This is a genomic window from Pseudomonas saponiphila (genome assembly GCF_900105185.1).
GTDB classification, from domain to species: domain Bacteria; phylum Pseudomonadota; class Gammaproteobacteria; order Pseudomonadales; family Pseudomonadaceae; genus Aquipseudomonas; species Aquipseudomonas saponiphila.
In genome coordinates this window covers 4,068,972-4,084,029 of the sequence record NZ_FNTJ01000001.1, presented here as the reverse complement: position 1 = coordinate 4,084,029, position 15,058 = coordinate 4,068,972, and the positions used below count along the sequence as shown (strand labels likewise).

The 15,058-nt window shown below is 63.7% G+C and carries 13 protein-coding genes and 1 pseudogene; 4 read left to right on the top strand and 10 right to left on the bottom strand.

Annotation, left to right across the window (positions count from 1 at the left end; genetic code table 11):
- Positions 1–28: 28 nt before the first annotated feature.
- Positions 29–997, top strand: a pseudogene (gene pdxR / locus BLV47_RS18940) (MocR-like pyridoxine biosynthesis transcription factor PdxR); the annotation flags it as partial.
- Between the two features lie 155 nt (positions 998–1,152).
- On the opposite strand, the gene BLV47_RS18935 reads toward pdxR, so the two are convergent.
- From BLV47_RS18935 to BLV47_RS18915, 4 genes are all read right to left on the bottom strand, one after another.
- Positions 1,153–1,554, bottom strand: a complete 402-nt coding sequence (locus BLV47_RS18935) for a type II toxin-antitoxin system HicB family antitoxin (RefSeq protein WP_092316094.1) — start codon at positions 1,552–1,554, stop codon at positions 1,153–1,155.
- A gap of 637 nt (positions 1,555–2,191) precedes the next feature.
- Entirely contained in the window at positions 2,192–2,473 is a 282-nt protein-coding gene (locus BLV47_RS18925; protein ID WP_092316092.1) for a hypothetical protein, read from the bottom strand.
- Between the two features lie 392 nt (positions 2,474–2,865).
- Positions 2,866–3,381, bottom strand: coding sequence for a hypothetical protein (locus BLV47_RS18920; RefSeq protein ID WP_143038288.1), 516 nt, complete (start codon positions 3,379–3,381; stop codon positions 2,866–2,868).
- 117 nt (positions 3,382–3,498) lie between these two features.
- Positions 3,499–4,449, bottom strand: coding sequence for a LysR family transcriptional regulator (locus BLV47_RS18915; protein ID WP_244168909.1), 951 nt, complete (start codon positions 4,447–4,449; stop codon positions 3,499–3,501).
- A 102-nt stretch (positions 4,450–4,551) separates the two neighbouring features.
- On the opposite strand from BLV47_RS18915, the gene BLV47_RS18910 reads away from it, so the two are divergent.
- A complete protein-coding gene (locus BLV47_RS18910; RefSeq protein ID WP_092316088.1) occupies positions 4,552–5,769 on the top strand; it encodes an FAD-dependent monooxygenase in 1,218 nt (405 codons plus the stop codon).
- A gap of 663 nt (positions 5,770–6,432) precedes the next feature.
- Here BLV47_RS18910 and BLV47_RS18905 read toward each other — a convergent pair.
- From BLV47_RS18905 to BLV47_RS18880, 6 genes are all read right to left on the bottom strand, one after another.
- Positions 6,433–7,233 (bottom strand): amino acid ABC transporter ATP-binding protein, encoded by an 801-nt coding sequence (locus BLV47_RS18905; RefSeq protein ID WP_425272162.1) that lies wholly within the window; start codon positions 7,231–7,233, stop codon positions 6,433–6,435.
- Between the two features lie 16 nt (positions 7,234–7,249).
- Positions 7,250–8,491 (bottom strand): NAD(P)/FAD-dependent oxidoreductase, encoded by a 1,242-nt coding sequence (locus tag BLV47_RS18900; protein WP_092316086.1) that lies wholly within the window; start codon positions 8,489–8,491, stop codon positions 7,250–7,252.
- Positions 8,492–8,537: 46 nt separating this feature from the next.
- Complete coding sequence (locus tag BLV47_RS18895) at positions 8,538–9,248, bottom strand: ABC transporter permease (RefSeq protein ID WP_092316084.1); 711 nt, start codon at positions 9,246–9,248, stop codon at positions 8,538–8,540.
- Positions 9,245–9,964 (bottom strand): ABC transporter permease, encoded by a 720-nt coding sequence (locus BLV47_RS18890; RefSeq protein WP_092316082.1) that lies wholly within the window; start codon positions 9,962–9,964, stop codon positions 9,245–9,247. Before BLV47_RS18890 ends, BLV47_RS18895 begins: the two co-directional genes overlap by 4 nt.
- 86 nt (positions 9,965–10,050) lie before the next feature.
- The gene (locus tag BLV47_RS18885) at positions 10,051–10,803 is read right to left on the bottom strand and encodes a transporter substrate-binding domain-containing protein (protein WP_092316080.1); all 753 of its coding nucleotides are present in this window, start codon (positions 10,801–10,803) and stop codon (positions 10,051–10,053) included.
- A 16-nt stretch (positions 10,804–10,819) separates the two neighbouring features.
- Positions 10,820–11,695, bottom strand: coding sequence for a MurR/RpiR family transcriptional regulator (locus tag BLV47_RS18880; protein ID WP_092316078.1), 876 nt, complete (start codon positions 11,693–11,695; stop codon positions 10,820–10,822).
- 133 nt (positions 11,696–11,828) lie between these two features.
- Between BLV47_RS18880 and BLV47_RS18875 the strand changes: the two genes are divergently transcribed.
- Both BLV47_RS18875 and BLV47_RS18870 read left to right on the top strand, forming a co-directional pair.
- Complete coding sequence (locus BLV47_RS18875) at positions 11,829–12,881, top strand: Ldh family oxidoreductase (RefSeq protein ID WP_092316076.1); 1,053 nt, start codon at positions 11,829–11,831, stop codon at positions 12,879–12,881.
- A gap of 224 nt (positions 12,882–13,105) precedes the next feature.
- On the top strand, positions 13,106–14,290 hold the full coding sequence (locus tag BLV47_RS18870; RefSeq protein ID WP_092316074.1) for a porin: 1,185 nt from the start codon (positions 13,106–13,108) through the stop codon (positions 14,288–14,290).
- The last annotated feature ends 768 nt before the right edge of the window (positions 14,291–15,058 follow it).

The following is a 15,058-nucleotide window of genomic DNA, read 5'->3' as shown; positions in this document are numbered from 1 at the left end:
CTCGGTCACGTTCACCGAAATCCGCACGGACGCGCGCGGCTACGCCCCGTTGCGGGCGGCCATTGCCACCTACCTGGGGATTTCCCGGGGCATCAACTGCCACCCGGAACAGATTTTCGTCTGCGCCGGCTACCGCGCCTGCCTCGACCTGATCAGCCACACGCTGATGGGCCCGGGCGCCACCTGCTGGCTGGAAGAGCCCGGTTACTTCATGGCCAGGAACGCGCTGCTGGAAGCTGGCGCGCAACTGGTGCCGGTGCCCGTGGACGATCAGGGCCTGGACGTGGCGCAAGGCATCGCCCGCGCCCCGGAGGCCGGTTTCGCCGTGGTCACCCCGACCCACCAGAGCCCGCTGGGGGTGTCGCTGTCCTTGCCGCGGCGCCTGGCCCTGCTGGACTGGGCCAACCGCCAAGGCAGCTGGATCATCGAGGACGACTACGACAGCGAATATCGCTACCAGGGCAAGCCCTTGCCGGCCCTCAAGAGCCTCGACCAGCAGGGCCGCGTGCTCTACACCGGTACCTTCAGCAAAGTCCTGTTTCCAGGGCTGCGCCTGGCCTACCTGGTGGTGCCCGCCGAACAGACCGCAGCGTTCGCCCGCCAGGCGGATCGTTTGCACAACCACTGCCCGCACCTGCAGCAGGCAACGGTCGCGGCCTTTCTCAACGAGGGGCACTTTGCCCGGCACCTGAACAAAATGCGTGGCCTGTATGCGCGTCGGCGGCAGTGGCTGGTGGAGGCGTTGCACCAGCAGGTGGGTGGGCGGTTGCAGATTGATCCGCAGGCAGGGGGCATGCATGTGGTGGCTGGGCTGGGGGAGGGGGACGATGTGCAGATTGCGCGGCGGGCTCGGGAGGTGGGGATTGCGGTTGAGCCGCTGTCGCAGTGGTATCTGGGGGACGGGGGTAGGCAGGGGTTGGTGATGGGGTTCACCAATGTGGTCAGTGCGGAGCAGGCGGTGAGTGTGGCGGTGCGGTTGGCTCGGGTCATTGCATGAAAGGGAGCTACGGCCGCTGAGGCTGGAGTCTTCCCTCTGTCAGCCCCCACCATTTGGCAGGCCACACCCCCTGTGGCGAGGGAGCTTGCTCCCGCTGGGTTGCGCAGCAACCCCAACCGGCCTCACTCCGCTCGGCCAGCCCTCTGCAGCCGCTTTCAGCGCCCGAGCTTTTCCAGCGCGGCATCGGCCAGGAAGGACGACCGGCTCTTGATGTTGTGCTCGCGGACAAAGCGGTCGATCTGCTGGATGACATAACCCGGCAGGGTCACGTTGACCTTCTCGGTCTTGCCCAGGTAAGGCGCGATATCGATATCCAGCATGCCCCAGCCCATGCCCTCGAAATCGGGGTTGGCGCGGTGCTTGCGGATGGGAGAGGGCAGGGGAATGGCGTGCCCCGCACGGGCCAGCTCTTTTAGCATGACGTGGGCAATCTCGATGGCGGCACTGTAGGCGGTTTCGAAGGTTTCGCCGGCGGTGACGGCGCCGGGAATGTCGGGAATCTGGATGCCGGTGGCGGTGTGTTCGTCGCCCCATTCGATGCAGATGGGATAGTGCATGGGGATCTCCTCAATAGATGAAGGCTGAAGGGCTAGATCAGTCCAGCCAGTTTCCTGATGGCCCTGACCGTCGAAACCTGTAGCCGCTGTCGAGCGCAGCGAGGCTGCGCACGAGGACGCAGTCCTCGCCAAACCTGCCGATGCTTTTCACCTGGCTGCATACGGTTTTGTGGACATATCCGTTGCTGCGGTCACGGCCGCTTAGGGTTTCGCTCTTACAGCGACTCACTTTTGAACAGCGCAAAAGTAAGCAAAACGCTCCTGCCCCCGCATCCGGCGCCTCGCCTAGGCTCGGCGTTCCCTCACTCCGGCATTGCTCCGGGGGCCCGCCGCCACAGGCCATCCATGGCCTGGTGGCGGCTAGCTCGGCATCCATGCCGAGCTGCCCCCTGCGCAACGCCTGCGTTCGGCCTTCTGGAGGGGGCAGGAAGATCAAGATCAAGAGCAAGATCAAAAGCCAAAGCAAAACCGAGCGCGTTTTACGCGCTTTCGTAGGAGCCGGCTTGCCGGCGAATTGGCCCATAAGCCATACATCAGCCCTTGCTGACGCCTGCGCTCGGCTTCCTGAATAGCCAGGAAAATCAAAAGCCAAAGCAAAGCCATGCGCGTTTTACGCGCTGGTTGAGTTCAATGGCCTTCAGGCCTCTTGCGCTGTTCGCCACTGAATCACCTCCAGCACCGCGCAACCCTCCCGGGTGAGCAGATGCACCCCTCGGGTGACCCGCGTCAGGTCGCAGTCGGCAATGTCTTTCAGGTTAAGCGTGGACAGCGTGTCCATCAGATCCCGCACCACAGTGAAACGATGGGCAGCACTGCTGGCCAGATCGCTCAGAGAGGCTTGGGTGTCGAGGTAGAAAACGGCTTGGTTGGCGTCGTGGGTGTCGACGGCGGTAAAGCGCGAGAGTGGCTGGTCAATCATCGGTACAGCTCCTGTTTATGGAGCAATCACCTGAGTTGCCGACGACGAAGAAAATGACCGCTGTACGCGCCTATGACGACCGGAGAATCACCGCGCACAGCCGTCATAACATCCTGTCGCGGGCACCGGAAAGGCGACTGCAAAGGTGTTGTGGACGCTGATGCTGCGTTGTAATTCGACCGGCCAAGGTCGTCGCGGATGTTGCTGCGAGGGGGAACTATAGGGGCGGGGAATGGGGACCAGCAACGGTGGATTGGAGGGGATGTTTGAGTGGGTGTGTCTAGCGGCAGCAATGGCTGCGGTAAGGTAAATCGCGTTCTGTTTTTTCAGGCGTGTATGAGAGAAGCTATCGGCCAGAAGCGGACGAAAAACTAATTCCGCTCCCCATTGCTTTAGTCGTCCTGATCGCGGTCACGACACCACCGGAGGAAGCCACTAAAGGTAGTTGCGATAGGTGCTAATTCGCCCTTTAGAAGAAGGTCGAACTGACCGAACTCTACATCAAACACAGCTTGGGATGAGCGATGGTAGAGCACGATGCCTTGCCCCACTACTCCGGTAAGAGCCAGATAACCAACTGGTACTCCAAGCTCGTTGATCGCATAGGTAGTCATCTGCTCAACCTGATCTATTTCGATCAACTCATACCATCCCCGAACAGGCATTGCGCCGTGACGAAAATAAAGATCGGCTAGCTCAGTACCCTCGATTTCCAACTTGGTGACGTAAAACGAGACGTCAGCTTGGTGAGCTAGCAAATGTGCTCTATAGCCAGAGGAAGAGTTAGATTGGAGCCATTCTTCGATGTCGGAAGGGAGCATATGTTGAGGGCCAGGAGCGAAGTTTGTTCGGCAGGCTACTAGAGTATTTTTACCGTGCAAAGCTCTAGGTAAGCGCTGTCCGCTCATGGCCGTTTGCAGCCCTTCCTCAGGGGCAGCTATCAGCCAATTGCAGTCATACAGGAACGGCAGAAAACGACCCGGGGCAGGACCTCGGCTATTCGGACGCTGCCCTCAGTTCGACTTTTATCTTGAGCCGCTCCCAACTCGTTCCAACCGCAGTTGTATAAACTCCAGCAACGCGCGAACCCGTGCAGTCACGGAATGCCGGTGGCTGTACGCGCCAAGCAATTGCATCGGTGCAGGGCGCAGGTCCAGCGACACTTCCCGCAATCGGCCCGCGGCAAGGTCTTCCTGGCATGGATAGGCTGCCACTATCGCGAAACCGATACCTTGCCGCGCGCCCGCCAACGCAAGTTCTCCGCTGTTGACACGATAGCGGCTACGCACAGATACCTTCACGATTTCGCCTGTGGCGTCGAGAAACTGCCAGGGCTGGCCCTTCAATGCGCTCAGTGTAGTAATGCACGGCAAGGACTCTAGTTCGCGCACTTGGCGCGGGGTTCCCGTTTTGGCTAACAGAGCGGGGGCCGCGACCACAATGCTGGGGAGCGTCGCGAGTTCGCGGGTGATAATGGTGCTGTCATCCTGGCGCCCACGATGGAAGAGGATGGAGAGGTCCACGTCTTCCCGGAGCGCTTCTATACCGGTCAGGCGCGTGTCGCACTCCAGCTCGATGCCGGGATGGAGGCTACAGAATTCGGCCAGGATTGGGGCTAGCAGCCTTGGCGCTTCGCCTGGCATGCACATCCTCAGGGGCCCCCGCAGTTCACGTTGCACCGCGCCAAGTTCTTCCTCAGTGGAGAGCAAGGACTCGAGCAAAGGTTTTGCACGTTCATAGAGAAGTCTGCCGGCTTCAGTCATGCGCAGGTGGCGAGTACTGCGCTCCAGCAAGCGGACGCCCAATCTGCGTTCCAACGAGGCGACGTGGCGGCTGACGTTAGAGGATGGCAGGGACAGTAGGCGCGCCGCGCCTGCAAAGCTTTGTGCATCGACGACCGTCACGTATACACGGACGGTGTTCAGGTCGAGGGCATTGCGCATGATTATCCCGATTAAGGTATTAAAGTTGCCCATTTTTACATAATGGTTCTCCACATTGACGGAATCTAAGATGCCGTCTCGTCCGATGGGCTGTCGCCGATGGCGCGTCGGGACGGATTGAATAGGAGAGCCAGCGTGGAAATCGGAATACTTGGCGGCGGAATTGCGGGGTTGAGCGTGGCGCTTGCCTTGCGCAAGCAGGGACACACTCCCCGGGTATATGAGCGCCGAGCGGGGCCAGCGACCATGGGGGCAGGCGTGACGCTCTGGCCCAACGCAGGCTTTGTGCTGGAGGAACTGGGCCTCCTCCAAGACATCGCGGCAGCGGGTGGTCGGCCGCTGGTAGTGCGCCGCCAGGACGCTGCGGGCAATTCGTTGGGGGGCATCGATATCGCGCTGCTGGACCAGACAATGGGATATCCGACTCATACCATTTTGCGGAGGGACTTGCAGGCAGTGCTGCTGAACCATGCGGCACAGGCCGGAATCCCGGTGGAGTTCGGGCATCGGGCGGTGGGGATTGATCTGGAGGCCAACGGCAAAGCGGTGGCGCGCTTCGAGAACGGGGTGAGTATCTGTCCAGATCTGCTTATCGGCGCCGATGGCCGTATGGGGTCGGTGGCACGCGAGTTCGTTGCGGGGGACAACACGCCGGTTTATCAGGGATTTGTGAACTGGATAGGTGTGGCGCAAGGGGAGAGTGCGTTGCTGGGCGATGTAGCAATTCAGGATTACTGGGGGGCGGGCAATCGCTTCGGTTGCGTGGCGGTCCGGCCAGAGTTGGTCTACTGGGCAGCGGCGCAGGCGCGACCATTGTCAGGGGCGACGCCCGCAGCCGAGATGCGCAAGGAGATTGAGGATCTGTTCGCGGGATGGCCGGAGCCTATCGCCCGTGTCATCCAGGCGACGCCGGCGCACGCCATCCGAATGATTGCCGTGCACGATTTGGAGGCGCTGCACACATGGAGCCGGGCTAATGTGCTGCTGGTGGGAGATGCGGCGCACGCGCCGTTGCCGACATCGGGCCAGGGCGCTTGTCAGGCGCTGGAAGACGCTTGGCACCTTGCTAGATGCCTGGAAGGAACGAGCGGCCTTGATGAAGCCTTGCTGCGCTTCGCGAAGATCCGCGGGCCCAAGACAGCCAAGCTGGCCGAGCAGGGTCGAGTCTTCGCTCGTGGTCTGTTTGCCACTGATCCTGAAACCTGCCGCATTCGCAATGAACGCGCCAAGGCGTCCGATCCCTTGCGTGACGTGCAGGCCTTGGCGGCAGGATGGTCCCAGGGTTTGCCGATGACCGGCTCGCACAGCACGCCTATGAATGGCGCTGACTTCGGCAGTCTGTACCGCCTCTGAAAGACGCTGGCAATCTGGACAGTGCATGGCGTCTCCTACCCCGAGGCGCCGCGCTGGAGCGCCAACTCTAGCCGCGCACACCGATGCTTTTCAGATGTCGGCTTCTGGCCGATAACTGCCCGTCACGAATGCTTGTTAATGGCCGTTTGCTGTTGGCTGTGATCATTGCAGCACGCAATATTTTCGGTCTATCGATTTGCTCCTTTGCTCATTCTTGGTGATGGGTGACGACTGAGGGGCTGCTCCAGGTAGTGCGGTGCAGGACCTTCTTTTTGTGCTGGTAGGTACCAGGACTCCTGGGAGGGATAACGCGGAGTGTCACTCGAAGTTCGAATTGTATAGATAGCCTCCCTTGAGATCGCTGCGCCCGCTTCGCGGTCGTTCGCAGCCTTCGGCAGCGGCTACATGTAACGCAAACAGCAATAAAACAGGCCGGTCGGTAGGCCGCCGTCTGCTTTTGCTCTTGCTCTGGCTTTTGATCTGCCTGCCCCCTTAGACACGATGGCCGGAGAGAGGGCATGCCGAGCCTAGGCGAGGCACCGAGTGGAGGGGCACCGAGTGGAGGGGCAGGAGCCTTTGGTTACTTTGGGCTTTTCAAAGTGACTCGCTGTAAGAGCGAAACCATAAGTGGCCGTTACCGCAGCAACGGATATGCCCCCAATCTCAATGCACAATCTGCGCAAGAAACGCCTTAGCCCTCGGGCTCTTTGGCGCCCCGAAGAACTCTTCAGGCGGCGAGTCTTCAACAATGCGCCCCCCATCCAAAAACAACACCCGCTCCGCCACCTGCCGCGCAAACCCCATCTCATGGGTCACACAAAGCATGGTCATCCCACTCCCGGCCAGCTTCACCATCACATCCAACACCTCACTCACCATCTCCGGGTCCAGCGCCGAGGTCGGTTCATCAAACAACATGATCTTCGGCTCCATACACAACGCCCGGGCAATCGCCACGCGCTGTTGCTGCCCACCTGAAAGCTGGCTCGGGTACTTATCCGCCTGATTCTCAATCCCCACCTTGGCCAGAAACCCCCGCGCCAGTTCTTCAGCCTTTTTCCGCGACAACCCGCGCACTGTCATCGGTGCCAGGGTGCAGTTATCCAGTACGCTCATGTGCGGAAACAGGTTGAAGTGCTGAAACACCATGCCCACTTGGCTGCGTACCTGCGCCGCTTCGCGGGTGTTTTGCGAGAGGTCGGTACGGTCCACCAGGATGCGGCCCCTTTCGGCAATCTCCAGGCGGTTGATGCAGCGGATCAGGGTCGATTTGCCGGAGCCGGAAGGTCCGCAGAGGACGATACGTTCGCCCTGGCGCACTTTGAGGTCGATGTCGTGCAGTACATGAAAGGCGCCGTAGAACTTGTTCAGCCCGGCAATATCGATCACCACGTCGCGCAGGTCGGCTTTGGCTTTGGCTTCGGTCGTGGGTGCGGCGGAAAGCGGGGCGGTCTGGGTCAGCATGGCGGTTCTCCGTCGGTCAGTTGAAGCGCTCGGCGCGGTAGGGGGTGGGGTCGGTAAACGGGGTTTCACCGGTGACCATCTGCGCCAGCAGGTGGCCGCTCACCGGGCCCAGGGTCAGGCCGTGGTGGGCGTGGCCGAAGTTGAACCACAGGCCGGGGTGGTGCGGGGCCGGGCCGATCACCGGGCACATGTCCGGCAGGCACGGGCGGCGGCCCAGCCAGGGTTCGGCGTCGAGGCGTTCGCCCAGGGGGTAGAAGCGGCGGGCCAGGGCTTCGCAGCGGCGCAGTTGGATTTCGTTGATCGGGTCATCGCAGTCGGCGAATTCGATGCCGGTGGTCAGGCGGATGCCACCCACCATCGGCGCCAGGACGTAGCCGCCCACCGGGTCGAGGATCGGGTGTTGCAAGCGGGTGCCGGGCACGGCGGCGTAGTGCATGTGGTAGCCGCGCTTGATCGCCAGGGGAATGCGGTAGCCCAGGGGCTCGAAGATGCCGCTGGCTTGCGGGCCCAGCGCCACCACCACTTCCTGGGCGGTGATGGGGCCGAGTTCGCTCTGTACCTGCCAGCCGCCTTCGACCTGGTTCAGGGTCATGGCGTCGCCGATGACGAATTGGCCGCCGCGCTGCTTGAACAGTTCGGCATAGCCACGGGTCAGGCCGCCGGGGTCGCTGACGGTCTTGGGGTCGAGCCAGTGCAGGCCGCCCACCACGTCTGGGTGCAGGCCGGGTTCCAGGGCCAGCAGTTCAGCACGGTCCAGGACCCGGTAGTTGAGCTGGTAGTCGCGCAGGTCGGCGGCGGCGCTTTGCGCGGTTTCGAAGGCCTGTGGGTCGTTGAAGGCTTCGATCCAGCCGCCGTCGGCGATCAGCTCCAGCATGTTGGCCGGGCGGGCCAGGGCCAGGTGTTCGGTGACGCAGCGTTCGATCAGCGGCAGCATGGCGCGGGTCGCGGCGGCCAGGCCCTTGGGCGAGGAGTGGCGCCAGTATTGCAACAGCCAGGGGCCGGCCTTGGGCAGGTGGCGCAGGCTGTAGCGCACGTCCGATTGCTGGTTGAGGCCGTAGCGCACCAGCTTGGTCACTTCCCGGGGGAAGGCGTAGGGAATCACGCTGGCGCGTTCGATCAGCCCGGCGTTGCCGTGGCTGGTGCCGTTGCCCGGGGGCTGGCGGTCCAGCAGCACCACGTGGCGGCCGCGGGCCTGCAGGTGCAGGGCGCTGCTGACGCCGACGATTCCGGCGCCCAGGACGAGGGTTTGGCAATGCATGTTTCAGTCCTTATGACAGGGGCCGCGCGGCGGCCCGCTCAAGGGTTCAGTTCAGGTGCCGGCCCAGGCGGCCTTCCAGGTATTTGAGGCTGCGCCGCACACCTTCGACGATCAGCAGGTAGAGCACCGCGGCCCACAGGTAGATCTGGAAATCGAAGCTGCGGGAGAAGGCCAGCTTGGTCACCCCCATCAGGTCGTAGAGGGTGACCAGGGAGGCGATGGCGCTGGCCTTGATCATCAGGATCAGCTCGTTGCCCAGCGGCCCGATGGCGATCAGCAGCGACTGCGGCAGTATCACTTTGCGAAACGCGGTCCAGCGCGACAGGCTCAGGGCCTTGCAGGCTTCGCGCTGCCCTTGGGCCACGGCCAGCAGGCTGCCGCGCAGGATCTCCGCCTGGTAGGCGGCGGTGTTCAAGGTGAAGGCCAGCAGGGTGCAGAACCACGCCTCGCGAAAGAACCACCACAGGCCCACGTCCTGCCAGAAGCCTTTGAACGAGCCCAGGCCGTAATACAGCATGAACAGCTGGGCCAGCAGCGGCGAGCCGCGAAAGAAGTACACGTAGGCCCCGGTAAAACGCCGCAGGAACTGATTGCTGGACAGCCGCCCGAGGGCGATCAGCAGGCCGAGCACCGCGCCCAGGCTGAAGGAAATCGCCACCAGCTTGGCGGTCACCAGCAGGCCGTCGATAAAGCGCGGGCCGTAGCGCTCCAGCAGCTCCTGGTTGAGGAACAGGTTCAGCAGGTCATCCAGGCTCATGGTTGCAGGCTCCGTTGCGCACGGTTGAAGCGCCGTTCAAGAAAGCCGAACAGGTGCCCGGACAGCGCCGAGAAAAACAGGTAGCCCAGGCAGGCCACGCTGTAGAACAGCATGGGTTCCTTGGTCACGCTGACCGCGAGGTTGGTCTGGCGCATCAGGTCCACCAGGGAGATGGTCGACACCAGGGAGGTGTCCTTGAGCAGCGACAGCCAGTTGTTGGAAAGCCCCGGCAGGGCGATGCGGGTCAGTTGCGGCAGCAGCACCCGGTTGAAGGTGGTGCGCCGCGACAGGCTCAGGGCGCTGGCGGCTTCGTACTGGCCCTTGGGCAGGGTCTTGAACGCGGCCAGCCAGATCTCGCTGGAGAAGGCGGCGAACACCAGGCTGAAGGCGATCATCGCGGCGACGAAGGTGTTGATCGCCACTTCACCCGGGTAGCCCAGGGCGCCGAGGATCTTCTGCGCGGCAATCTGGCAGCCGTAGTAGATGATCAGCAGGGTCAAGAGCTCCGGCAGGCCGCGAAACACCGTGGAAAAGGTCGTGGCCCAGGCCCGCGCCCAGCGGTTTTTCGAGCGCGCGGCCAGGGCCACCAGCAGGCCCAGGGGCAGGCCGATGGGCACGCAGGCGAGCGCCAGGGCGATGGTCACCAGGGCCCCGGCGAGCAAGGCCGAGCCCCAGCCGCCGCTGGCGAAGGACAGGAGTGACAGCTGTTCGAACATGCGCGAACCCTCTGGAAGATTGAACCGTGCAGGGCGCCGCCGCGCTCAAGGGAACGCGGGGCGTGGGCTGCGGCAAAGGCGAGCGGTCAGTAGATGTCGAAGGCGAAGTAGCGGCTGGAGATCTTCTTGTAGGTGCCGTCGGCGACGATCTCGTCCAGGGCCTGGTTCAGGCGCTCGCGCAGGGCGTTGTCTTCCTTGCGCACGGCGATCGAGGCGTCGGCGGTGGTGCCGTTGACGTCGCCGATGATCTTGCAGCAGTCCTTGCCGGCGCTTTCAGCCCAGGCCAGCAGCGGGAATTTGTCGGCGATCACCCCGTCCACGCGGCCGGCGGCCAGGTCGCTGTTGGCTTCGTCCAGGGTCGGGTAGAACTTCACGTCGGCGCCGGCCGGGCCGTAGTGGTCCTCGGCGTAGATGGCCTGGGTCGAGGAGGCCTGGGCGCCCACGGTGCGGCCCTTGAAGTTGGTCTGGGCATCGGTGATGTCCGAGTCCTTGGCCACGGCCACCGACAGTGGGGTGCGGTAGTAGTGGTTGCTGAAGGCGATCTTTTTCTTGCGCTCGTCGGTGGCGATCATCGAGGCCACCACGGCATCGTATTTCTTCGCCAGCAGCGCCGGGATGATGCCTTCCCAGTCCTGGGCGACGATGGTGCACTGGACCTTCATGCGTTCGCACAGGGCGTTGGCGATGTCCACGTCAAAGCCGTGCAACTGGTTGTTGGAGTCCACGTAGTTGAAGGGCGGGTAGGCGCCTTCGGTGGCGATCTTCAGGGTTTCGGCCTGGGCCGCGGAGGCGGCGAAGATCAGGGCGCAGGCACTGGCGAAGCGGACGACGTGGTTCATGGAGCACCTCGGTTATTTATTGTTTTGCGCGGGTGGACGATGTGTAGCCAACAAATTCGTTATGCAGGGCGGCCGTGGCTTCCAGGCGTTTTTCCACCTCGGGCCCCAGGTGCTTGCACACCTCGTTGATCAGCAGGTGCACCAGCGACAGCATGGCCGCGGTGGATTCCCAGAACAGGTTGAACTCGGTGGGCACGCGGAACACCTCGTCGGCGTTCTGCTCGGCCCAGTCGCAGAAGGTGTCGGTGACCAGGGTCACCGGAATCCCGGCCTCGCGGGCCTTGTGGCACAGGGTCAGGGCGTGGCGCGAATAGCGCCGGGCCTCGAACACCACCAGGGCGCAGTCTTCGGCGGGGCTGAGCAGCACGTCGGCGAAATGCCCGGCGGCGCCGTCCACCAGGTGCACGCCGTCGCGCAGGTATTGCAGCAGGTGGACCATGGAGGCGGCGATGCCGCGCTCGGTCTGGAACCCTGCCACGTACACCCGGCGCCGGCTGGCCAGGCGCTGGACCACGGTCTGCCAGGCCGGGGTCAGGCTGTATTCATAGACCTTGACCAGCGCCGCCACTTCCAGCTCGAAGCTGCGGGGCAAGCCCTGGGTCGTCGGGTTGGGCTGCTGGCGAAATTCCTGCAGGCGGTCGCCCACCAGCCACGGGCCTTCGCCGAGGTCGTTCTTCAGGTCGTTTTTCAGATCCTTGAAATGGCTGTAGCCGATGGCGCGGCAGAAGCGGCCGACGCTGGATTCGCTGACACCGAGTTTTTCGGCGATGTCGGCGGCGGTCTGGAAGGGCAGCTCGTAGAGATTGGCCAGCATGTAGCTGGCAATCGCCCGGCCCGACGCGGTGGCGCTGGACAGGCTGCTTTCAAGGCGTTGTTTGATGGGCTGGCTCATGGCCGCTCCTTGTTTTTATTGACCGCTGGAAACGGAAAATGAATGTTTTCTGTCATGAAGTCAATATTTGACAGTTAACTGGCGTGACGCGATAGTCAGGCGCCTTCCAATAACAATTCCAATGGAGCCACCCATGTCCGAAGCGACCCTGGCGCCGGCCGCCGTCGAGTACCTCGACCTGCCTGCCTTGACCGACTTGCTGCAACGTATCTTCCTGCGTCACGGCACCAGCGCCACCACGGCCCGGGTGCTGGCCGACAACTGCGCCAGGGCCCAGCGTGACGGCTCTCACAGCCACGGGGTGTTCCGCATTCCGGGCTACCTGTCGTCCCTGGCCAGTGGCTGGGTCAATGGGCAGGCGCTGCCGCAAGTGGAGGACGTGGCCCCCGGCGTGGTGGCGGTGGATGCCGGCGGCGGCTTTGCCCAGCCGGCCCTGGCGGCGGCCCGCGCGCTGCTGCTGAGCAAGGCCCGTAGCGCCGGGATCGCGGTGCTGGCGATTCGCAATTCCCACCACTTCGCCGCCCTCTGGCCGGATGTCGAGCCCTTCGCCGAGGAAGGCCTGGTGGCCCTGAGCCTGGTCAATAGCATGACCTGCGTGGTGCCCCACGGCGCCCAGCGCCCGCTGTTCGGCACCAACCCGATTGCCTTTGCCGCACCCCGCGAGGGCGCCGAGCCGATCGTTTTCGACCTGGCCACCAGCGCTATTGCTCATGGCGATGTGCAGATCGCCAAGCGCCAGGGCCAGCAGTTGCCGCCGGGCATGGGCGTGGACCGCGACGGCCAGCCCACCTGCGACCCGGCGGCGATTCTCGACGGCGGCGCCTTGCTGCCCTTTGGCGGGCACAAGGGCTCGGCGCTGTCGATGATGGTGGAGCTGCTGGCGGCGGCGCTGACTGGCGGCAATTTCTCCTTCGAGTTCGACTGGTCGCAACACCCCGGGGCGCAAACGCCCTGGACCGGGCAACTGCTGATCGTCATCGACCCCAGCCATCTGGGCGGCGGGCATTTTGCCCAGCGCAGCGGCGAGCTGGTGCGGCAGATGCAGGCCGTGGGCTTGGAGCGCATGCCCGGGGACCGGCGCTATCGCACCCGAGCCAAATCCCTGGAGGAAGGTATTCCCCTGGCCGCCGCCGAGCTGGCGCGGCTGCGGGCCCTGGCGGGTGATGATAAGACGGGTGACGACTAGACGGCCGACGACCAAGGGCTTCATCCCTTGGCACCCGGGTCCATGAGCCCTTGGTGTTACTCCCGGTAGTGGGCCGGGTAGCGGGCCGGTCGTGGATCGGATTTGCCGCTCCCTGCCAGCCCCGCCAAAGCACTGGCAATCTGCCTCCAAGGCAGCCTGTCAGTGCGCTGGGGCCCTTTCGATAATCGCCTCCGACATTTCGTCCCCCGTTTGCGGAGCGCGCCATGCATAACAATAAGAACTGCCAGTACCCTCTGATTCCGGCCCTGCTGGTCGGCCTGTCGACCCTTGGCCTGGGCACCGTCGCCGAAGCCGAGATCATGCTGTACGACAAGGACCAGACGACCTTTTCCACCGACGGCTACATCAACGCCTTTTACGTCAACAGCAATGTCGACCGCGCCGGCGACCAGTACGACCGGCGTCAGGCGCGGGTGAAGATGGGCTTTCTGCCCAACTACCTGGGCTTCAACATGAGCAAGCAGGTGGACGACCTCAAGCTCGGCGCCCGGGCCTCGTTCTGGGTGACCATCAACGACAGCGAAACCAACGGCACCGACACCGCCATCGACGTGCGCCAGTTCTACGGCACCGTGGCCAACCCGGAGTGGGGCGAGGTGCTGATCGGCAAGGACTTTGGGCTGTTCGCCCGTTCCAACATCCTGCTCGACGAAATGCTCGCCGGGTACGGTCAGGTCAGCGACAGCCTGGGGCTGGTGGACGGCGGCGGGGTGTCGTTCGGCAACATCGGCAGCGGTTATCCCTATCCCTTTCCGTCCTCGCAAATCACCTACCGCAGCCCGCTGATGGATGGCCTGCGGGTGGCGGTGGGCATCCTCGACCCGGTGAACACCAACGACAGCAGCGCCCTGGGCAAGGCCTACCAGAAGAACCCGCGCACCGAGAGCGAGATCACCTACCAGTTCGACCTGGGCGGGGCCAAGTTCTACAGCTGGCTCAACGGCAGCTACCAGACCTCCGACAACACCGACCCCAACGTGCAGTCGGTCACCTCCAAAGGCCTGGGCTATGGCCTGCAGGCCAAGATGGGCGGCCTGTCCCTGACCGGTTCCGGGTTCCAGGCCAAGGGCATCAATCCGTTCTTCACCAACAACGCCGGCGAAGCCACGCTGCGCAATGTCGACAGCAAGGGCTACCTGCTGCAGGGCTCGTACAAACTCGGCAAGAACCGCCTGGCGCTGTCCTACGGCAAGACAAAGGACGACGGCAACGGCGTGGTCGGCAGCGGCGCCGATTACCAGACCCGGGGCGTGGCGCTGTTCCACGACATCAACGACAACCTCAAGCTGGTGGCCGAGTACAACCAGTTCGAGATCGACGGCCACCACACCACCGCGCAGAACGAAAACACCGACACCTTTGCCGTGGGCGCGGTTCTCACCTGGTAACCCCGGCGCCGGCCCTGGCGTGCGCATCGCGCCGGGGCCGGCGCCCCTCCATTCCCCATCACTCCCGCCTTTCCCGTAGGAGCCGGCTTGCCGGCGAAGCGGCCCGCCAGCCCTGCACCAAGCCGGCCGACGCCTTCGCTGGCAAGCCAGCTCCTACGCCAGCGGCGTACCGCATCCCCGCCTATTTTCCGCATAGGCGCCTTTCCCGTAGGAGCCGGCTTGCCGGCGAAGAGGCCCGCAAGCCCTGCACCAGCCCGACCGCCGCCTTCGCTGGCAAGCCAGCTCCTACGACAGCGGCGCGCCGCATCCCCGCCTATTTTCCGCATCGGCGCCTTTCCCGTAGGAGCCGGCTTGCCGGCGAAGAGGCCCGCCAACCCTGCACCAACCCGGCCGACGCCTTCGCTGGCAAGCCAGCTCCTACGACAGCGGCGTACCGCATCTCCGCCTATTTTCCGCATCGGCGCCTTTCCCGTAGGAGCCGGCTTGCCGGCGAAGAGGCCCGCCAGCCCTGCACCAACCCGACCGACGCCTTCGCTGGCAAGCCAGCTCCTACGACAGTGGCGCGCCCCATTCCCCGCCTATTTCCCGCATTGGCGCCTTTCCCGTAGGAGCCGGCTTGCCGGCGAAGAGGCCCGCAAGCCTTGCACCAGCCCGACCGACGCCTTCGCTGGCAAGCCAGCGCCTACGCCCATGGAACCGGCTACCCGCTACCCAAGTAGCATTCGTGCCCCGGGGTCGGCTTCGTACACTCGTTGCTCAGACAAACCG